Below are 19420 nucleotides of genomic sequence, written 5' to 3' on the forward strand. Positions count from 1 at the left end.
CCCGGCAGCTGCACAGATCAATGTAGTGGCCATCTATATGAAAGAAAAGGCACGAATCTCGTATTGCCCGAAGGGGCAATCGGCTTGCCCCAAGTACCTATAGCACCGCACTGCCTTCCAGGCAAAAAATGCGCAGTGTCGAACATGCTATCGCGCAGAGGGAATGTCGATACCTGTCAATTGATACCCGGGATACATGATGAAACCTGAAACATGCTTCGTGGCGCCAGCCAGGCCGGTCAAACGCGCGCCTTTCGCTTTGTTGGCCGCCGCGTTGTTGAGCGTTGCGATAAGCGGCCAGGCACAAACGGATTCGCAGCAGCCCACGCGGCCTAACATCGTGCTGATTGTAGGCGACGACGTGGGGTGGGGTGATCTTGGTGCCTACGGCGGCGGTGAGGGGCGCGGTATCCCGACTCCCAACCTCGATAGACTGGCTGATGAGGGCATGACATTTTTCGACTTCTATGGCCAGCCGAGTTGCACGCCAGGCCGGGCGGCCCTTCAGACTGGCCGCAACCCGAATCGTAGTGGCATGACGACCGTAGCGTTCCAGGGGCAAGGCGGCGGCCTGCCTCATGCGGAATGGACGCTGGCTTCCGTGCTGAAACTCGCGCACTACAGCACGTATTTCACGGGTAAATGGCACCTCGGCGAAGCGGACTACGCCCTTCCGAATGCACAGGGCTACGACGACATGAAGTACGTAGGCCTGTATCACCTGAATGCGTACACATATTCCGACCCGAAATGGTTTCCTGAGATGGATCAGCAGACCCGCGACCTGTTCATCAAGGTGACAACGGGCATGCTCTCCGGCAAGGCGGGTGAAAAGCCTCACGAGGACTTCAAGCTGAATGGCCAGTATCAGAATGAGCCTGACAAGCATATCGTCGGCATTCCGTTTGTCGATCGCTACATCGAGAAAGCGGCGCTCGACGATATCGACGATGCGGCACAGCGCGGACAGCCGTTCTTCATCAACGTGAACTTTATGAAAGTCCACCAGCCGAACATGCCCGATCCCGACTACATCGGCAAGTCTTTGTCGAAGTCCAAATACGCCGACTCGCTGGTTGAACTGGACGCGCGTGTCGGTCACATCATGGACAAGCTTCGCGAGAAAGGACTAGACAAAAATACGCTCGTATTCTTCACGACGGACAACGGCGCCTGGCAGGACGTTTATCCAGATGCGGGCTACACCCCCTTTCGCGGCACCAAGGGAACCGACCGCGAAGGTGGAGCGCGCGTTCCTGCTATCGCGTGGTGGCCCGGCAAGATCAAGCCGCACACGAGAAACTTCGACATCCTGGGTGGTCTCGACTGCATGGCGACCTTTGCGGCATTGGCGGGCGTCGATTTGCCCAAAAATGATCGTGAAGGCAAACCGATCGTCTTCGACAGCTACGACATGTCGCCCGTGCTGTTTGGCACAGGCAAGAGCAAGCGTAATGCGTGGTTCTACTTTACCGAGAATGAGCTGACGCCGGGCGCCGTGCGGGTCGGACAGTTCAAGGCGGTGTTCAACCTGCGCGGCGACGAAGGCAAGGATACCGGCGGGCTGGCGGTGGACACCAATCTCGGCTGGAAGGGACCGGAGAGTTACGTCGCGACCGTTCCGCAAGTATTCGATCTGTATCAGGACCCTCAGGAGCGTTACGACATCTTCATGAACAACTATACGGAGCACACCTGGACACTTCCTACCTTCAATGCCGCGGTCAAGGGTCTGATGCAGACCTACGTCAAGTATCCACCGCGCAAGCTGCAAAGCGAAGGGTATTCCGGGCCGATCACTCTCACACAGTACGAACGGTTTAAATACATTCGGGACGAACTGAAAGAGAATGGCTTCAACATCCCGCTGCCAACCGGAAACTGATCGGCTTAGCGTGCCGGACAATCGGAGCGCCCGATCGTCCGGGGGCGGCAATGCGAGCTGATTTTTCAGCGGGCTGAGGATAACAATGCGTTTCGTCGAACATCGCACGTGGTCACGGCCCGTGTCGCGTCACCTGACCGGACTGATCATCTGCGCATGCTCGGCGATGAGCGCGTGTGTTATCCATGAAGCGCCGTCGGCGGATTCTGCGACGGCGGACACACAGCAGCAGGCGCTTTCAAGAGAGTTATCGACGAAAGCATTGCCTTCGTGGCAGGACGGCGGTGCTCGGGATACCATTTTGAAGTTCATCGCCGACGTGACGCGCAAAGGTTCGGCGACCTACGTGGCACCCGAAGCACGAATCGCGGTCTTTGATAACGACGGCACGCTCTGGAGCGAGCAGCCTATGCCTTTCCAGTTGTCGTTCATGATCGAGCAGGTGAAGGCCGCCGCGCCACGACACCCCGAGTGGAAAAACAATCCAGCATTCAAGGCACTTGTCGTGCACGACACGGCTGCGCTCGCGCAGAACCGGAAGGCGCTCCTGAAGATTATCGGTGTGGCAAATAGCGGCATGACGACTGACGAATACGACCAGTCCATCCGTACATGGCTGGCCAGTGCGAAACACCCGACGCTGAACCGTTCCTATACCGAACTCGTCTATGGGCCGCAACTCGAACTGCTCGATTTACTGCGGACGAACGGCTTTAAGATCTGGATCGTTTCGGGCGGTACGGCGGAGTTCATGCGCGTGTGGGTGACCGAAGCGTACGGCGTGCCGCCTGAACAGGTGGTAGGCACCGAAGAGAAGCTGAAGTATGAAGTCCATGACGGCAAACCCGTGCTGATACGTCAACCAGGCTTTGATTTTGTCGACGACGGACCGGGTAAACCTGTCGGCATTTTTCGCGCGATTGGCAAGCGTCCGATCCTCGCGGTCGGCAATTCCGATGGCGATCGGGAAATGCTCGAATACACAGCGAGCGGGCCCGGCGAAACGCTTGCACTGCTGGTGCATCATGACGACCCCGAGCGCGAGTTCGCCTACGACCGCCAATCTTCAATGGCACGGCTCGACAAGGCGTGGGACGAGGCCGTTGCGCGCGGCTGGGTTGTTGTCAGTATGAAGCGGGATTGGAAGACGGTGTACGCCCCGCTTCGAGGACAGCGATCGCCGCAATGACCGACCTTACCGATTCACGCTGTATTTACCGCTGACTGCCTGCGGCCACGATACGCACGCACTGCCCGAAGTTGATCTCAGGAGCCAACCCATGCAGAACAGCCATGACGCGAAAGCTGAACAGCCAGTGATCTTCTACCCGGCGCGATTGTCTGAAGCGGAGCCGGCCGTACCCGAGCAGAAAGGACGCTTTCATGCGATGGCCAAGCCCATTGGCTCGACCTGCAATATCGATTGCACGTATTGCTACTACCTGCACAAGGAGCACCTGCTTAACCAGCATCGTGGTCGTCGAATGGAACCGTCCATGCTGGAGCGCTATATCCGGCAGTACATCGAAGCGCAGAACGGCGACGAGATCATATTTTCATGGCAGGGCGGTGAGCCGACCATGCTCGGCATTGCGTTCTTTCACGACATCGTGGAGATTCAGAAGCGGCATACCCCCGCGAACCGCCGGATCTCGAATGACCTTCAGACCAACGCGACCTTGCTCAACGACGAATGGTGCGAGTTCCTCAAGGAGAATAACTTCCTGGTCGGCGTGAGTATCGACGGGCCGCGTGAATTGCACGATGCTTTCCGATTGGACCGGAAAGGACAGCCGACTTTCGATAATGTGATGCATGGGATCGGTCTGCTAAAAAAGCATGGGCTAAGATTCAATACGCTCACCGTCGTCAACCGCCTTAATGCGAAGCGGCCCGTGGATGTCTACCGGTTTTTACGTAACGAAATCGATTCGACCTACATCCAGTTTATTCCCTGTGTCGAACCGAACAATTTCCATAGCGTCGCACCACAGCATTGGCCAGCAGAGTCGATGCCGATGCTGGGAAGCGCAGCGGCAAAGCCGGGGCAACCAGACTCTGTCGTGACCGAGTGGTCAGTCGATCCCGACGATTGGGGCTACTTCCTTTCGCGAACCTTCGACGAGTGGTATAGAAAGGATGCGGGCCGTGTTCTGGTGAACCTGTTCGAGACGGCCGTCGTACAGACCTTGGGCAAGCCCGCGCAAACCTGCGTGACCGCCCAGTTTTGCGGTAAGGCACTGGCGATCGAGCACGACGGTGAAGTCTACTCATGCGACCACTACGTCTACCCTGCCTACTCGCTGGGGAACATCCGCGAGAGACACCTGGGTGAGATGGCTTTTTCAGCGGACCAGCAGAACTTCGGCTATGCAAAACGAAATGCTCTCCCTGCGTTTTGTCGACAGTGCAAGTATCTGAATCTGTGCTGGGGCGAGTGTCCGAAGAATCGCTTTGTGCGGAGCCCGGACGGTGAACCTGGCTTGAACTATCTCTGTTCAGGGATTCGCCGGTTTTTCGACCATGCGGGCCCGGCCCTCAGGCAGTTGGCGAAACAATCCGCGTGATCGTCGCACGTCTGCACTTGAGCAGCAAGGGCGAGCCTTTGATCACGTAGAGCCCTTATCCCAAAGGGTGTCGACGAGAGATGGCGGTGCGCGCAAGTCCACAGTGACGCGATCGATAAGGTCTCAACATAGGAATATGCGGCGTCGCGCGACCCTGAATCATCGTGATGGGACGTGCGATTTCTGTGTGCGAACCCTGCGGGACTGTTACACGTACTGCGACCGATACGCCGACGGATGCATAGTCGTGCGTGTTCGGGAAGGGGAATCGATTGCGAATTCCGGCTTTCCACCGGCCACCAGACCAAGCCCATGTTTTTCCCGAAGGATCTGCAGGCCGAATTGCCGAACACCGGCAAGAAGAATCTCTATTACAAGGATGTACCGCCGCCAGTTATCGAGGAACTGTGGGCGCGCTTCTTTGCGGCCCTGCAGCCACTGCACGTGGGGGGCAAACTCGGCGCGGTGCTATTCCAGTTTCCGCACTGGATAACCGCAGTACCGAAAGCGATGAGGCACGTCGAGCACTGCGCCGAGCGCATGCACCCGTTTGTGACCGCGTTCGAATTTCGGCACGAGAGCTGGTTCAGCGAGAAGCACCGCGAGTCAACGCTTGCGATGGAGCGTGAACGCGGGATCGTTCACGTGATTCTGGATGCGCCGGAAGGCATGACGAAGCGCGCGCACTCAGTTTGGGAAGCGACGTCGCCCGAACTCGCGATCGTACGGCTGCATGGCCGCGACGCGTCGACATGGAGCGGCGCCGAGTCGGCGGCGGAACGGTTCAACCATGACGATAGCGACGACGAGCTTCGCGAACTCGCGCCACCGATTGAGGACATTGCGGGGCGCACGGCGCGCACACACGTCCTGTTCAACAACTGCTATCGCGATATCGAAGCTGCCGAGCCGGTGATCGGCGACGTAACCATCAATCACGAACAGCCCGCGCAATACAAGCGCACCAGCAAGGTGGCGAGCTTCCAGCAATCCGGCTCGGCAGATGCGCAACCGCTGCCGCCGCTGCACGATGTTGAACTGAGCTGGATGGGTCCTAACGGCTTCGTGCTGACCGGCATCGAGTTCATCGGTGATATCGCCTATGCTCGGTCGTGGTGGTGCCCGGCCGCTGCATGCCTCGGCGCGCGATCTGTGATTCTGTTTCACGCTGGAATGAAAAGGCCCCGCCGAGGCCGGGCCCTATTCGTGTGCTTACGGGTTGATAACCTTGGTGCGTGGGGTCACTCTTGGATCGTTGCACATCCATGCGCAGCTACCTTTACAGATCGGATGCAACTCAACTTCGATCTGGCGGACAGCTAGTTCACCGTCAGCCCGCTTCACCACGAACCCATCCGTAAGAGTTTTCGGCACGATATAGATATTCTCACTTCTGATACCGAGCTTCCTCAAATACGCTTGCACGTTTGCCCCGCGGCGCTCCTGCAAAACGTCAAGATCGTGCTCGCCAATATATGCACCGGCCATCACAATCGCCTGAATCTGCACGTCAGGCCACTTCTTTGCCTCTTCCACCGCCTCTGCGATTGCGCGCCGATTTTCCTTTGAAAGTTCAACCGTGTTGAATGGCAACTCAATAGCCGCTACCTCTCCGATAGTACAAGCAATAACCGGGCGTCCCAAGCAAAACCACACGGCAAGCAATGCCGCGAGAAGGCCACCGCGCAAAATCGGTTGTCTACTCATGGTGCGATATTTACTCCATCGAATGTCGCTATGTAGCCAGCGATGCTGTCCGCGTTGCCAATCGCCTGATGAGGCTTATTTCTCGCGAAGATCATCGCCCCCGCTTCGCTGTCGAGATACATGTGGTCTTGCGAATTAAAAGTGTCTGTGAAGTGCGTACATTCGTGGATTATCGTCTTGACCTTGCATATTCCCCACAACTGGGCAAATGGACTTTCACAAAACTTCGAGTAAATAGCGATAACCCGTTTTTCCGAATCTGGTTTGCAGACTGCGGCGTGATTGACGCCCGAATCCGGCGTGACCGCACACGACAGGTGCCTGTTTGTTTCACTGTCCCATCGCACAATCCTTTCTGGCTCAAGTTGCTGCATCGCTGCAAGCAATCTCGGAAGCCCTTCGCTAAGTACCCTCTTTGCATGTACGTCCGCACTTGCAAAGAAGTTCGTCAGCCGGTCCTGCTCTTTCGTGTCCCAACGTGCAAGGCCCTCAATGCGTTTTTTGATTAACTCGACGCCGATATCGCGTGCCCGCATAGCCTGTCTGCGAAACTCCTTGTTGGTCATGTTCGGGCAGATAGAGGTCGTGTTGATCGTGACGTCCCTATTTGAACCAGGAGTCGTGTTTGTAAAAGCAGTGTCATCGAGTGTTACCCATTCGGTGTTGTCGTTCACTTTGCTAACGCTCCACTTCAATCGTAAGAAACTTGAAACCCTGCGTTGTAACGCGAGAAGTCTGCCCGGCTGCGTTTGTCTTGCCGCTACAGATTTCTTTGCCTTCGGCGAGAATCCGGTATCGCACATCTGGTACAGGGTTGCCGTTGTAATCCCTGATCGTGAACCGTTCATCGAACGGGCCTGCAGGTCGATTGCGACAGAGCACCATCAGTTACCCTCCGCGTTATGGTTCAGATCGAATACAACTGAAGCCTATCCTGCGGGAAAAATTCGCCGGATTCGACATTCAGACCCATTGCAGACGGTATTGGCGTGAAGTTTAAGTAGACTAAATAGGTGATACGGCAAAGCAGGCATTCTTCCTTGCCCACGGCACCATCCTGTTTCAGTTTTCCCACTAGAGCTCTTCTGTTTTCCAGAAAAACATCTATCGAATAAACCATTTAAACGGGTCACCGTCAATGACTTTAATTCGAGATAATCCGGTTTTGACAGATATTCACAATTGCTCTGGCCATCTCATTTTCAGGTGCAGTTTTCCAATATCACCGTCCAACAAAAAAAGTGGCATTGAGCCGCTTTTACCGTAAGTGACCGACGCCGGTCAGTGCTTTGCCCATGAAGCGTCCATAGCCGCCAGTTTCCCGTTCGCGCCCTGCGCAGGGTCAGCGAGAAGCGCTGCCGCGTCCGCCGGTGTCAGTTGGCGGTTAGGAAGCCGCTTGGCGTCGAGCGCAAGCACGGTGAACAGTTCCTGATCGGTGCGATTGGTCGCGTGGTAGTTCTCGCCGATCTGGATCATGAACTCCAGCAGGTTGCGGCGTTCGTGTCTTTCCTCGACAGTCACAGCAGGACTTCTAGCGGAGCCTGAATTGCGCGAGAAGGCCAATAATCGTAGCTGGTCGATCAGCGTTCCGGGCCACAGACAGTCAACGCGATTCGGCTTTATTCGCGTTCTGCTCGGCAATGAGTTGCGGGGCGAATAGTTGGCCGACCTCGGTCCAATACCGGCCCCGAACCGCGCCCGCAATCACAACTCCAGCACCGTCACCCCGACTTCCATCCGATGCGCGCCGCCGCCGAGAATCGTCCCGCGAAGCAGTGACACGTCGCTGTAATCGCGCCCGATCGCGAGCGTCACATGATCCAGATCGGCGAGCACGTCATTGGTCGGATCGAGATCGATCCAGCCGCTGGCCGGACAATGCACCGATACCCAAGCGTGCGAAGCATCCGCGCCAATCAGGCGCGGGTGTCCCGGCGGCGGATCGTTGCGCAGATAGCCGCTGACGTAGCGGGCGGGCAAGCCAAGCGAGCGCAGACAGCCGATCATCACTTGCGCGAAATCCTGACACACGCCGCTCTTCAGCTCAAACGCGCGTTCGGCCGGCGTGTCGAACAGCGTCGCCGACGGCTTGTACGCGAAGTCCTCGTGAATCCGATGCATCAGATCGATCGCGCCCGCGACGAGCGGCCGGCCTGGCGTGAAGCTCGGCAACGCATACGCGCGCAGCGACGGCCGCAGCGCAATATTCGGCGAAGCGAAGCAGTACTCCGCCTCGGCACGGAACGCGCCGCCCACGCGAAACCGCAGCGCCTCGGCCACCGTCTCCCAGGGCGGGGTGGCCTCGGCGTCGAGGCTGGTCCAGCGCGGCGTCAGCGCGACCGTGGTTTCGCTGACGAGTTGCAGGCGCTCGTGCGGTGTATCGAGCGCGAAGTACAGCACGTCGTTGCCGAATGCGTCGATGCGGCTATGCTGATACGACGGCTGCGGCTCGATCCGCTCGCTGCGTGAGATCACACGCTGCCACGGACACGCGAGCGGCCGGATCGTCGCCAGATGCTGCGCGGTTTCGACATACGTCGAGTAATGGTAAACAGTGCGATGCGAAACAGACAGCACCGTCGACGCGTTCTTCATGCCCACACCTGCGAGGCAACCGTGGTCGCGTGACTGAAATAGCGCGCGCTGATCTCATGCGCGGCCGCATTGGCGAAGCTGCCGATCTGATCGCACAGCGCAATCAGCTTGCCATACGAGCCCTGTTCGTCGACCTCGCACAGCGATTCGAGCGTCGGCAGCGATTCGACGGGCGGCAGCAACTCCGCGAACGGCCGATGCCGCACGCTGCCCGCCGCGATGGCGATCTCGTCGAGTTTGTTGCGCAGGCGCTCGTACACGCCATAAATGCCGCGCGGATTATGCGGTTCGATCACGAGCAGATCGAGCAGCGCCGGTACTTCGAAACGTCCCGGATACAGCGAGCGATACGTGAGCGTGCTGTCGAACATTTGCAGCAGCAGATCGAAGCCGGCCGGCGTCGCGAGCTGGCCGTTCACGGCGACGCCGCGCATGAACGCGGCCATCGTCGCGACGCGCTCGATATGACGTCCGACGAACAGCAGCCGCCACGCCTCATCACGCGTCATGCGGTCGCCTTGCGCGCCGCTGATCGCCGAGAGCTGCACCGACAGATGCTCGAGCGCATTTGCGAGCGTCACGCGGTCGTAGCGATCGAACGCATTGCCGCTGCTCGTGGCACCCGCGCCGCCGTTGCCCGCGCCCACGGCTGGCGACAACACCTGCAACGCGTCCTGAAAGTCGTTGCGCGCCGCGAGGATCATGCGCCAATGATCATTCGACAAACGCCCGCGCACCTCGCCGTTCGCGCGCGCCTGGCAATTGAGGTTCTGGCTGATGCTGACGCTGCCCGCGCTCTCGCTGAGATTCGCGACGAGCGCGCGCTCGAACGTCTGCGGCGACGGCAGCCCGTGCGGCGACGCCAGGTCGCCAGGCTGCACGAGGCCGCACCATGTCGCGAGTTCGACCAGCGTCGCGAACATCGAATCGGCGTCGTTGCCTTCGAGCGAGCCGAGAATCAGCCGCAGCAGGCGCACGTTGTTTTCCGCCCGCTCGCCGTAGCGGCCCGCCCAGAACAGGTTCTCCGCGGCACGGCTCGATACCGTACGATGCTTGCGCGTGAGATCGGCGGGCTGCATCGGCGAAGGCAGCAGCGTGAACGTCGAGCTTGGCTGGCTCGACAGCACCCAGGTATCGACGCTGCTGCCGCCGTGCTGCATCGATACCGTGGTCTGACGCTCCGCGGCCATGCGCGTGAAACCGCCCGGCATCACGTGCCAGCCGCCGTTGACGTCGGCGATCGCATAGACGCGCAGCACCGACGGCCTTCCGCCGATCGTGCCCTCCTCGAAGCGCGGCGTGCAGGAAAAGCGCTGCTCCTGCTGGATCGTGAACGCGTCGGGCAACGCGTCGATGCGCTCGCGCCATGTCGCGAGCGGCTGCCTGCCCCCTTCGATGCCAGGCGGCGTGTCGCGTCCCGCGAGCGGCCAGGTCGGCACGATGAACGCGTCGTCGAGATGCGCGAACGCATGCTCGCGCGCGGCCCGTTCGCCGCACCACCACGTCGGCACGCCGGGCAGCAGCAGCTCTTCGCCGAGCAACGCTTCGGCGATACCCGGCATGAAACCGTGCAACGCCGGCGACTCGGCGAACCCCGAGCCCGGCACGTTCGACACGATCACATTGCCCGCGCGCATCACCTGCAACAGCCCCGGCACGCCGATCGTCGAATCGGCGCGCAGTTCGATCGGGTCGCAGAATGCGTCGTCGAGCCGGCGCAGCACGACGTGCACGCGTTCGAGGCCGGCCAGGGTCTTCAGATAGAGCCGGTCGCCGCGCACGGTCAGATCCTTGCCTTCGACCAGCGTGACGCCGAGATAGCGCGCCAGAAACACATGCTCGAAATAGGTTTCGCTGTACGGCCCGGGCGTGAGCAGCGCGATATGCGGTGACGCGTCGGCGCTTTCCTCGTTGCGCATCGTCGCTTGCGCGGCCTGCACGAGCGTCGCGATCAGTTGCGAATAGAGCGGCGCGAGCCGGCTCACGCGCAGCGAGCGGAACGGCTCCGCGAGGAGCGTCGACACGATCAGGCGGTTTTCGAGCGCGTAGCCGAGACCGGACGGCGCCTCGGTGCGATGCGCGATCACGCTCCACTCGCCGCCCGGCGTACGCGCGAGATCGAGCGCGACGACCTGCAGATACTGACCGCCGGGCGGCGTGAAGCCCTTCACCGAACGCAGATAGCCCGGATGGCCGAACACCAGCGCGGGCGGCAGTCGGCCATCTTCGAGCAGCGTCCGCGGTCCGTAGATGTCGGCAACAATCGCGTTGAGCAGATGCGCGCGCTGCGCGACGCCGCGCTCGAGATGCGCCCACTCGGCCTCGCTGATCAGGAACGGCAGGAGGTCGAGCGCCCATGGCCGTGACTTGCCGTTGTCCGCGTAGACGTTGTAGCTGATGTCGTTGTCGCGGATCTGCTGCGCGATCGACGCGTGATGGTCCGCGAGCCGCGCCACGCCGTCTTCGTCGAGCAGTGCGAAGAACTGCCGCCACGGCTCGCGCAGCGCGCCCGACTCGTCACGCAGCTCGTCCCAATGTCCGTCATGACCCGGCAGCAATCGCAACAGGGACGAAGCGTCCGCCGGCAGCGCGGACGCCTCGAAGGGCAAAGTCGATTGAAAGGCCAAGGTCGTGTGATGTCAGTGATGCGTGTTTTTCAACTGTGGCGCAGATCGAGTGTGAACGGAAACTCGAGGCTGCGCTGCGGCGTGCCCACGGCGAGCGGCCCCGGCGTATGACCCGACGCGAAGAAACGCGAGCGTCGCCGGCTTTCCGCCTCATAGGCGTTGACCGGGAAGGTCTGATAGGTGCGCCCGCCCGGATGAGCGACATGATACTGGCATCCGCCGAGCGAGCGGCCGCTCCATGTGTCGACGAGGTCGAACGTGAGCGGCGCGTGTACGCCGATCGTCGGATGCAGCGCCGAGGGCTGCGACCACGCGCGAAAACGCACGCCGGCCACGTACTCGCTGACGCGGCCGGTCGGCTGCAAAGGCACCGGCACGCCGTTGACGCTCAGCACGTGACGATCGCCGTTCAACCCGAGCGCGCGCACCTCGAGCCGCTCGACCGACGAATCGACATAGCGCACCGTGCCGCCGCTGGCGCCCTCCTCGCCCATCACGTGCCACGGTTCGAGCGCATTGCGGATCGTCAGGTCGATGCCGCTCAGCGTCATCTCGCCGACGAGCGGGAAGCGGAATTCGAAGTGCGGCGCGAACCACGCGCTATCGAAGGCGAAGCCGGCTTCGCCGAGCTCGGCGAGCACGTCGTCGAAATCCATCTTCACGAAGGTGCCGAGCAGGAAGCGATCGTGCAACTCGGTGCCCCAGCGGGTGAGCCGCTGCGTGTACGGCATGCGCCAGAATCGCGCGACCAGTGCGCGCAGCAGCAGTTGCTGCACGAGACTCATGCGCGCGTGCGGCGGCATCTCGAAGCCGCGCAGCTCCAGCAGGCCGAGGCGGCCGGTCGGGCCGTCGGGCGAATACAGCTTGTCGATGCAGAACTCGGCGCGGTGCGTGTTGCCGGTCACGTCGATCAGGATGTTGCGCAGCGCGCGGTCGATCATCCACGGCGGCAGGTTGCCGCTGTCGCGGCCGCCGAGCAAATCGACCTGGCGTTGCAGTTCGGAGAACGCGATCTCGAGTTCGTAGACCTGATCGTTGCGCGCTTCGTCGACGCGCGGTGCCTGGCTCGTCGGTCCGATGAACAGCCCCGAGAACAGATACGACAGCGACGGATGGTTGTGCCAGTACGCGATCAGGCTCGCGAGCAGATCGGGCCGGCGCAGGAACGGGCTGTCGGCCGGCGTAGCGCCGCCGAGCACGAAGTGATTGCCGCCGCCGGTGCCAGTGTGGCGCCCGTCGAGCATGAACTTCTCGCTGCTCAGATAGCTGTGCGCGGCCGACTGATAAAGGTACTCGGTGTGATCGACGAGCTCGTCCCAGTTCGCGGCCGGATGAATGTTGACTTCGATCACGCCGGGGTCCGGTGTCACCTGCAGCACTTTCAGACGCGGATCGCGCGGCGGCGGATAGCCTTCGAGCACGATCTGCATCTTCAGCTCCGCGGCCGTCGCTTCGACTGCGGCGAGCAGGTCGAGATAGTCGTCGAGATCGGTCAGCGGCGGCATGAATACGTGCAGCAGCGTACGGCCGCTGCCGAACGAATCGGCTTCGGCTTCCGGGCCGGCCGCGCGTTTCGGGTCGCGCGCCTCGACGCACACCGCGGTACGCAGCGTGTCCTTCGACGATTCGCCAAGCGCGGGCAGCGATTCGTCATGGCGCTGCGACGCATACGCGAGCACGCCGCCGTACGGCATGCCGCTCAGCAGATCGGCCGCCGGCAGCGACAGCGCGGCCGCCTGCCGCGCGCTGGTCTGTTCCTCGGCGATCTGCCGGCCCTCGCGCCCGCCTTCGTACTGCACGCGCAACTGCGCGGCCGTGCGCAGCGGCTGCGGCGGTGCGAACGGATCGTGCGCGTGCTGATACGGATAGTCGGTCTTCGAGACCCACGGCAGCGATTCGAGCGGCAGCCGGTAGCCCATCGGCGAATCGCCGGGAATCAGATACATGCGGTCGTCGCGGAAGAACCAGCGGCCCGTGATCCACGTCGGCGTGATGCCCGGCGCGCCGCGCTCGCGGCCGAGCGGCAGCACATAGCCTGACGGACTCGCGAGCCCCGCGTCGAACACGCGCCGCAGTCGCACGCGTTCGAGCTCGTCGTCGAGCCGCGCGTCGAACGGATCGACGTTCACCGGCAGGCGGCGCTCGCGCCACAGGTAGTACCAGGTGTCTTCGTAGCCGGGCTGGATGCAGTCGGGGTCGAGCGACAGCTTCGCGGCCAGATGCGCGATGAAGCGTTGCGCGTCGGCGGCCGTGTAGCGGCCCGGCTCGCGTTCGTCGGCGAACAGGGCCGGGTTGTGCCAGCACGGCTCGCCGTCGGCGCGCCAGTACAGCGACATCGCCCAGCGCGGCAGTTGCTCGCCCGGATACCACTTGCCCTGGCCGATATGCAGGAAGCCGTTCGCGCCGTAGCGGTCGCGCAGCCGGTCCACCAGCGCGACCGCGTAGCCGCGCTTGGTGGGTCCAAGCGCGTCGGTGTTCCATTCGGCGGCGTCGCGATCGCGCACCGATACGAAGGTCGGCTCGCCGCCCATCGTCAGTCGCACGTCCATGTCGGCGAGTTCGTAGTCGACCCGCGCGCCCATCTTCAGCACGTCGTGCCACGCGGCTTCGCTATACGGCTTCGTGACGCGCGGCGACTCGAGCACGCGTTCGATCGACATCGTGTGTCCGAACTCGACCTCGCTTTCGTCGACCGCGCCCGAGATCGGCGCCGCGCTGCCCGGCTCCGGCGTGCACGCGACCGGTATGTGCCCTTCCCCCGCGAACAACCCCGAGGTCGGATCGAGCCCGATCCAGCCCGCCCCTGGCAGGTAGACCTCGCACCACGCGTGCAGGTCGGTGAAGTCGACCTCGGTGCCGCTCGGGCCGTCGATCGATCTGACGTCGGGCGCGAGCTGCAGCAGATAGCCCGACACGAAGCGCGCCGCGAAGCCGAGCTGCCGCAGCGTCTCGACGAGCAGCCAGCCCGAATCGCGGCACGAGCCCGCCGCATTGGTCAAGGTTTCCTCCGGCGTCTGCACGCCCGGCTCCATCCGGATCAGGTAGCGGATCTCGCGTTGCAGCCGCTGGTTCAGCGCCACCAGGAAGTTCGCGGTGCCGGCCGGCGTGCGCTCGATGCTCGCGACGAACTCGGCGAAGCGCGGCGTCATCGGCCGCTTCACGCGGTAGGGCGCGAGTTCGGCCGCCAGCTCCGGCGCGTAGTCGAATGGAAATTGCTCGGCCGACGGTTCGAGAAAGAAGTCGAACGGGTTGTAGACGGCCATTTCGGCGACCAGATCGACGCTCACCTTGAACTCACGGGTCTGCTCGGGAAACACGAGCCGCGCCTGATAGTTGGCGAACGCGTCCTGCTGCCAGTTGATGAAGTGCCTCGCGGGTTCGACGCGCATCGAGTACGACAGGATCGGCGTACGACAATGCGGCGCGGGCCGCAGCCGCACGACCTGGGGTGACAGCGTGACCAGCCTGTCGTAGCGGTAATGAGTAACGTGATGCAACGCGACGCGTATGGACACTCCGGACTCCTCGACGAAGGGGGGCAGCCCGCCAAAAAAGCAAGCTCTATGCCGTTGCTGGACAAACCCGTATGAATCGTTTGGTGTTGTCTGAACTGCGTTTGCGTTGCGTACCTCGCGCGCTGCCGCGGGCTCGCCTCGGACCGTGCACCAAAGCGGCGCAGCGCCGATGCACGATCATGACCGTACTGTGCGTTAAAGCGGTGACGTCTGGCAATCGCGGCATGAAGATTGCGACCGGCTTTCGTCCGCTATCGCGTTGATGATGGCGCTTACCATGGCTCATCATCGCAAACGACATAGCACCGATCACGAGGCCCGCCCGATGAAAACTTTCCACTGCAATCGCTGCGCGCACCTCGTGTTCTACGAGAACGTCCGCTGCGAGCGCTGCGAGTCGCTGCTCGGCTATCTGCCTGAACTGCGGGAAATCAGCGCGTTCGGGGACGCCGGCGACGGCCGCTGGCGCAGCCTGCATCCCGAGGCGAATGGCGCGCTGTTCCGACAATGCCACAACTACGCGGTCGAAAACGTCTGCAACTGGATGATCCCAACCGATTCGCCCGACACGCTGTGCCACGCCTGCCAGTTGACCAGCACGATTCCGAACCTGAGCGAACCGGAAAACCGGCTCTACTGGTACCGGCTCGAAGTCGCGAAGCGGCGTCTGCTGTACACGCTGGGCGAGCTTGGCCTCGACGTGCGATCGCGCGACGCGGACCCCGAGCGCGGTCTCGCCTTCGAATTTCTCGCCGACGGCGGCGCCGGCAAGCCCGTGATGACCGGTCACGACAACGGGCTGATCACGCTGAACATCGCCGAGGCCGACGACGCGCATCGCGAGAAAGTGCGCGCCGCGATGGGCGAGCCGTACCGCACGCTGCTCGGCCACTTCCGCCACGAGACGGGCCACTACTTTTTCCGCCACCTGATCGAAACCGAGCCGCGCTGGCTCGAACCGTTTCGCAAGCTGTTCGGCGACGAGCAGGCCGACTACGGCGAAGCGCTGGACGCCTACTATCGCGACGGCGCGCCGGCCGACTGGCAGGCGTCGTACATCAGCGCTTACGCGACGATGCATCCGTGGGAAGACTGGGCGGAGACATGGGCGCACTATCTGCTGATCGTCGACGTGCTCGACACGTCGACGTCTTACGGCCTCGCGCTGCTGCCCGACGATCCGAGCGAGCCGACGCTGACCGACCGCACGCCGGTCGAGGACGCGAGCTTCGGCAATCTGATGAAGCGCTGGTTTCCGCTCACGTATGCGCTGAACAGTCTGAATCGCAGTCTCGGCATGCCCGACGGCTATCCGTTCACGCTCGCCGCGCCGGTGGTCGACAAGCTGCGCTTTGTGCATCGCGTGATCGCGGCAGCGGGTGACAAGCGCGACAAGCGGGGCATCCGCGAACCAACCAGCGCATAAAAAAGCCCGCCGCCGGCCCAGCCGGCAGCGGGCGCATATGACGCGCATCATCGAGCCGCGAGCAACGGGCTACACGCGCTCGGCTCGCCACTTCAATACGCCACTTCAGTACGCCACTTCAGTACGCCACATAAGGCCCCGTCCCACCCGGCGTCGACTGCTGCTCGATCGCCGCATAGACATTGCGACCGTAGAAGAACGGCAGCCCCCAGTCGAACACCGTCGACGTGACGAATGCCGGGCCCGCGAGCAGCGGCAATGCCGAGTCGCCGCTATCAGTCTGCGCGATCGACATCGCATTGCCGACGTTGAACGTCACCGCGCTCGTCGTGCCATTCACACCTTCGATCATCGCGCTCAACTGCTGCGTCGAGCTCGGGCAGTAATAAGCGCTGTTTGGGCTCGCGCAGGCCGGCATCAAGGGTGGTCTGGAAGAAGAGTCCCGTCGAGCCGCTGTCCATAATGCTGCGCGTATACGTGGTGCCGTTCTGCACCGTCGTGAACGTGCCGTTCGACGGGCTCACACCGACCACCTGCGCCCCGCCGAGCGCATTGTTGCTCTGCGTGCCGATGCCGAACACGAGTTGCCCCGACACCGATGGCGCGCCGCCCGGCACGGTCGGCAGACTGAGCATCGAGCCGTTGTTGTCGGTCGCGAAGTACGGCACCGGATTGGCGACCTGGTACGTCTGCGCGAGCGGTATCGACGTGCAGCTGGTGCCGCCGCAACCATAGTAGGTCGCGGGGATCGCCTGCTGCACGCAGTTCGCGCCGCAGTCGTGCTTGAACACGCCGATGCCGAGAATGCCGTTCGCCTGCAAGGCGGCCGGCGTGTTGCGCGCCGCGCCGACGGCCGCGCAATCGCCCGGCAGCGACGCGTAGCCCGGATCGATCACCTGGATCGGCAGCGCAGCGGCTTTCTCGCCGGCGATCTGCACATCGGCGAGCTTCACCGCGCCCCACGTGTAGCCGTCGAAGAACTGCATGCATTCGGCAACCAGGTTGCCCGAGCCGTCCTGCTGCTGCGGCAGGCTCATCGACGCGGGCAATTGCGACGCGAACACGCGCACGCCCCACGAGCCGGTGTCGACGAGCACGTGATCGATCGTCTGGCAGTTGCTGGTGCCGGGCGCGCAGATCGTGATGCTGACGAACGGCATGTTCGGCACGTTGCTGAGGCCCGAATCGACCGTCACGCGCACCGCGTTGGCGGCCAGCACCTGCGGCGACGGCGACGTGTTGGTCACGGTCGAGCCCGACGAGCTGGTCGAGCTGCCCGAACCGTTCGAGTTGCTGGAGGTGCTCGAATTGGCCGTGGTGCTCGCGCTGCCGCCCCCGCCGCCGCCGCACGCGCTCAACACCAGCACCAGAACCACGAGGGGCGCCGCGCCCAGCAGAGTCATCCACGAAGACCTGGATCGCATGATTCGCTCCGTTATTGAATAACGCTGACGTCGACGCCCGCGGGCACCGCCTGCGGCAGATAGGCGTAGCCGGTGAACGCGCGCAGATGGCCGCTCGAGAACACCACGAGGTCACTGTTCGAGACCGCGAGCGGCGCGCCGCGCCGCGCCGCGCTGGCGGCCACGTAGGCATCGAAGGACGCGCCGAGCGTCGCCTTCAGATCGGGCAGCGTCGGGCCATCCCACGCGACGCCGAACACGATGCCGTTGGCCGCCACGTATTCGCGCACCTGGGTGCCGGACGGCAGCGTCAGCGCATGCACCGAATACGCGCCCTGTGCGCTGGCCGCGCGAGCAACCGCATGCAGGCGCGTCCGATCGCCGTCGACGGTGCTGGCGTTCTGGCCGAGCGTCGCGTGCGCGCCGAACGGCAACGCGCAGCTTGCCCCGAGCATTGCGCAGGCAATGCGGGTGAGAAGCATCGGTTTCAAGAGATTTCCTTCGAGGTGAAACGCCGCGACCTGCATGTAGCCGATCACAAACGCGAGACTAGGGGCGCACACCTGACCGGCAAAGCCGGTTGCCTTCACGCCGGTTGGGCTGCGTGAATGCGTCTACGGAAAGGCGAGGCGAAACTTTAGTCAGGGGAATGGCGCGCGCCATCGTTTGCGGCGCGATTGAAACTGTTCGGAGTTGTTGAATCGATCGACCGGGTTTGATCAGCGTGGGCAAAAGCCTTTTGGCGACAATGCTTTGACGCTTATTCGGTTTCCGTCTGACATTTAGAACTGACCGACTGCGGAAATTGCGGCCGCCACGCGTAAAAGTTGCGAACGTGAACAGCGCTTGTTCATCGATGTAAGCGTCTGCCGAATAACGAGCGGGCGGAGTCCGCATTCCTCTGGCTACATGAGGCTTGCAACGCAAATCCCGACGGGCAAAAAAAGCGGAGGGCCTGGCGGCCCTCCGCGTCATAGATCGTCCGGAACTCGCGGCGTGCGCTACTTCTTCTGTTGCTGAAGAAGCGACTTCAACTCCTGCACGTTCTCCTCGACGCGTTTCGCGATCACCCCATACGACTCCGCCTGGGTCTGATACGCGGCTTGTGCGAGCTGTTGCATGTCGGCGAGCGATTTGTGCAGGCTCTGCTGGATCAGCTCCGCGGTTTTGCTCGACGGCGCTGTGCCGGCCGCCGTGAGCTGCGCAGTCAGCGCCTGTAGCTCGCCCAGCGTGGTGCGCAGCATGTCGGCCTGTTTCTGCGCGAGCGACTGCATCCCCTGGAATGCTGTCTGGTTCGCCTGAACCAGCGCTTCCATGTCCTTTCGGCGCGCTTCCATGATGGCGGGCACGTCGAAGCCGGGGAGCTTGAACTGCTCCAGCATTTTGGTTAGATCGCCAAACGGATTGGCTGCATCGGGTCGGTCCATGCGAAATCCTCCTTGCGGTTGAAGACTCATCGCCTCTGCGTCGCCCGCACCAGGCGCGACGCCGATGCCGGCGGCTGCGTGTGCCGCGCGTGCCGCCACAGCAAGATGCTTTTGGGGTCGCACGGCACATCGGAGCAATCATGCGCTATCCGGCTGGGTTGCGCCAGCGGACTCACCCTGGCGAAAACCGGTTCACGGCAACGTGCGTCGCTTCGGGGTCTGCGCCGCAGAACCGCGCGCCGCTAGGCCGCGCGCCGCGAAAGGCTCG

General features: G+C 62.4%; 13 protein-coding genes and 2 pseudogenes. 5 read left to right on the forward strand and 10 right to left on the reverse strand.

All coding sequences use genetic code 11. The features are described from left to right. Positions 1-199 precede the first annotated feature (199 nt). The 4 genes and pseudogenes from OKW40_RS27300 to OKW40_RS27315 all read left to right on the forward strand — a co-directional run. On the forward strand, positions 200-1885 hold the full coding sequence (locus OKW40_RS27300) for an arylsulfatase (protein WP_429492620.1): 1686 nt from the start codon (positions 200-202) through the stop codon (positions 1883-1885). A gap of 85 nt (positions 1886-1970) precedes the next feature. Then, positions 1971-3074 carry an HAD family hydrolase gene (locus OKW40_RS27305; RefSeq protein WP_429492622.1) on the forward strand — a complete coding sequence of 368 codons (1104 nt, stop codon included), beginning with the start codon at positions 1971-1973 and terminating at the stop codon, positions 3072-3074. Between the two features lie 91 nt (positions 3075-3165). Next, the gene (locus tag OKW40_RS27310) at positions 3166-4452 is read left to right on the forward strand and encodes an anaerobic sulfatase maturase (protein ID WP_429492624.1); all 1287 of its coding nucleotides are present in this window, start codon (positions 3166-3168) and stop codon (positions 4450-4452) included. A gap of 279 nt (positions 4453-4731) precedes the next feature. Beyond that, positions 4732-5349: pseudogene (locus OKW40_RS27315) on the forward strand (DUF72 domain-containing protein); the annotation flags it as partial. Between the two features lie 315 nt (positions 5350-5664). Here OKW40_RS27315 and OKW40_RS27320 read toward each other — a convergent pair. From OKW40_RS27320 to OKW40_RS27350, 7 genes are all read right to left on the reverse strand, one after another. Then, complete coding sequence (locus tag OKW40_RS27320; RefSeq protein ID WP_429492626.1) at positions 5665-6159, reverse strand: hypothetical protein; 495 nt, start codon at positions 6157-6159, stop codon at positions 5665-5667. Beyond that, entirely contained in the window at positions 6156-6833 is a 678-nt protein-coding gene (locus OKW40_RS27325; protein ID WP_429353100.1) for a M35 family metallo-endopeptidase, read from the reverse strand. Before OKW40_RS27325 ends, OKW40_RS27320 begins: the two co-directional genes overlap by 4 nt. Before the next feature lie 233 nt (positions 6834-7066). Further along, positions 7067-7234 carry a hypothetical protein gene (locus OKW40_RS27330; RefSeq protein ID WP_429492628.1) on the reverse strand — a complete coding sequence of 56 codons (168 nt, stop codon included), beginning with the start codon at positions 7232-7234 and terminating at the stop codon, positions 7067-7069. A gap of 206 nt (positions 7235-7440) precedes the next feature. Beyond that, complete coding sequence (locus tag OKW40_RS27335; protein WP_184063464.1) at positions 7441-7680, reverse strand: hypothetical protein; 240 nt, start codon at positions 7678-7680, stop codon at positions 7441-7443. 183 nt (positions 7681-7863) lie between these two features. After that, complete coding sequence (locus OKW40_RS27340) at positions 7864-8754, reverse strand: transglutaminase family protein (RefSeq protein WP_429492629.1); 891 nt, start codon at positions 8752-8754, stop codon at positions 7864-7866. Then, the gene (locus OKW40_RS27345) at positions 8751-11381 is read right to left on the reverse strand and encodes a circularly permuted type 2 ATP-grasp protein (protein ID WP_429402739.1); all 2631 of its coding nucleotides are present in this window, start codon (positions 11379-11381) and stop codon (positions 8751-8753) included. The genes OKW40_RS27340 and OKW40_RS27345 overlap by 4 nt, the downstream gene beginning before the upstream one ends. Before the next feature lie 29 nt (positions 11382-11410). Next, positions 11411-14896, reverse strand: a complete 3486-nt coding sequence (locus OKW40_RS27350) for a DUF2126 domain-containing protein (protein ID WP_429492631.1) — start codon at positions 14894-14896, stop codon at positions 11411-11413. Between the two features lie 325 nt (positions 14897-15221). Here OKW40_RS27350 and OKW40_RS27355 point away from each other — a divergent pair, with 325 nt between their 5' ends. After that, the gene (locus OKW40_RS27355) at positions 15222-16322 is read left to right on the forward strand and encodes a zinc-binding metallopeptidase family protein (protein WP_429492633.1); all 1101 of its coding nucleotides are present in this window, start codon (positions 15222-15224) and stop codon (positions 16320-16322) included. 118 nt (positions 16323-16440) lie between these two features. On the opposite strand, the pseudogene OKW40_RS27360 reads toward OKW40_RS27355, so the two are convergent. The 3 genes and pseudogenes from OKW40_RS27360 to OKW40_RS27370 all read right to left on the reverse strand — a co-directional run bounded on the left by OKW40_RS27360 (position 16441) and on the right by OKW40_RS27370 (position 19152). After that, positions 16441-17725 (reverse strand): annotated as a pseudogene (locus OKW40_RS27360) (DUF3443 domain-containing protein). Positions 17726-17757: 32 nt separating this feature from the next. Next, complete coding sequence (locus OKW40_RS27365; protein ID WP_429493954.1) at positions 17758-18207, reverse strand: DUF2844 domain-containing protein; 450 nt, start codon at positions 18205-18207, stop codon at positions 17758-17760. A 519-nt stretch (positions 18208-18726) separates the two neighbouring features. Beyond that, positions 18727-19152: a phasin family protein gene (locus OKW40_RS27370; protein ID WP_184063446.1), complete on the reverse strand. Its 426-nt coding sequence runs from the start codon at positions 19150-19152 to the stop codon at positions 18727-18729. Positions 19153-19420 lie beyond the last annotated feature (268 nt).

The organism is Paraburkholderia sp. RAU6.4a (assembly GCF_050435625.1).
Lineage (GTDB): Bacteria > Pseudomonadota > Gammaproteobacteria > Burkholderiales > Burkholderiaceae > Paraburkholderia > Paraburkholderia tuberum.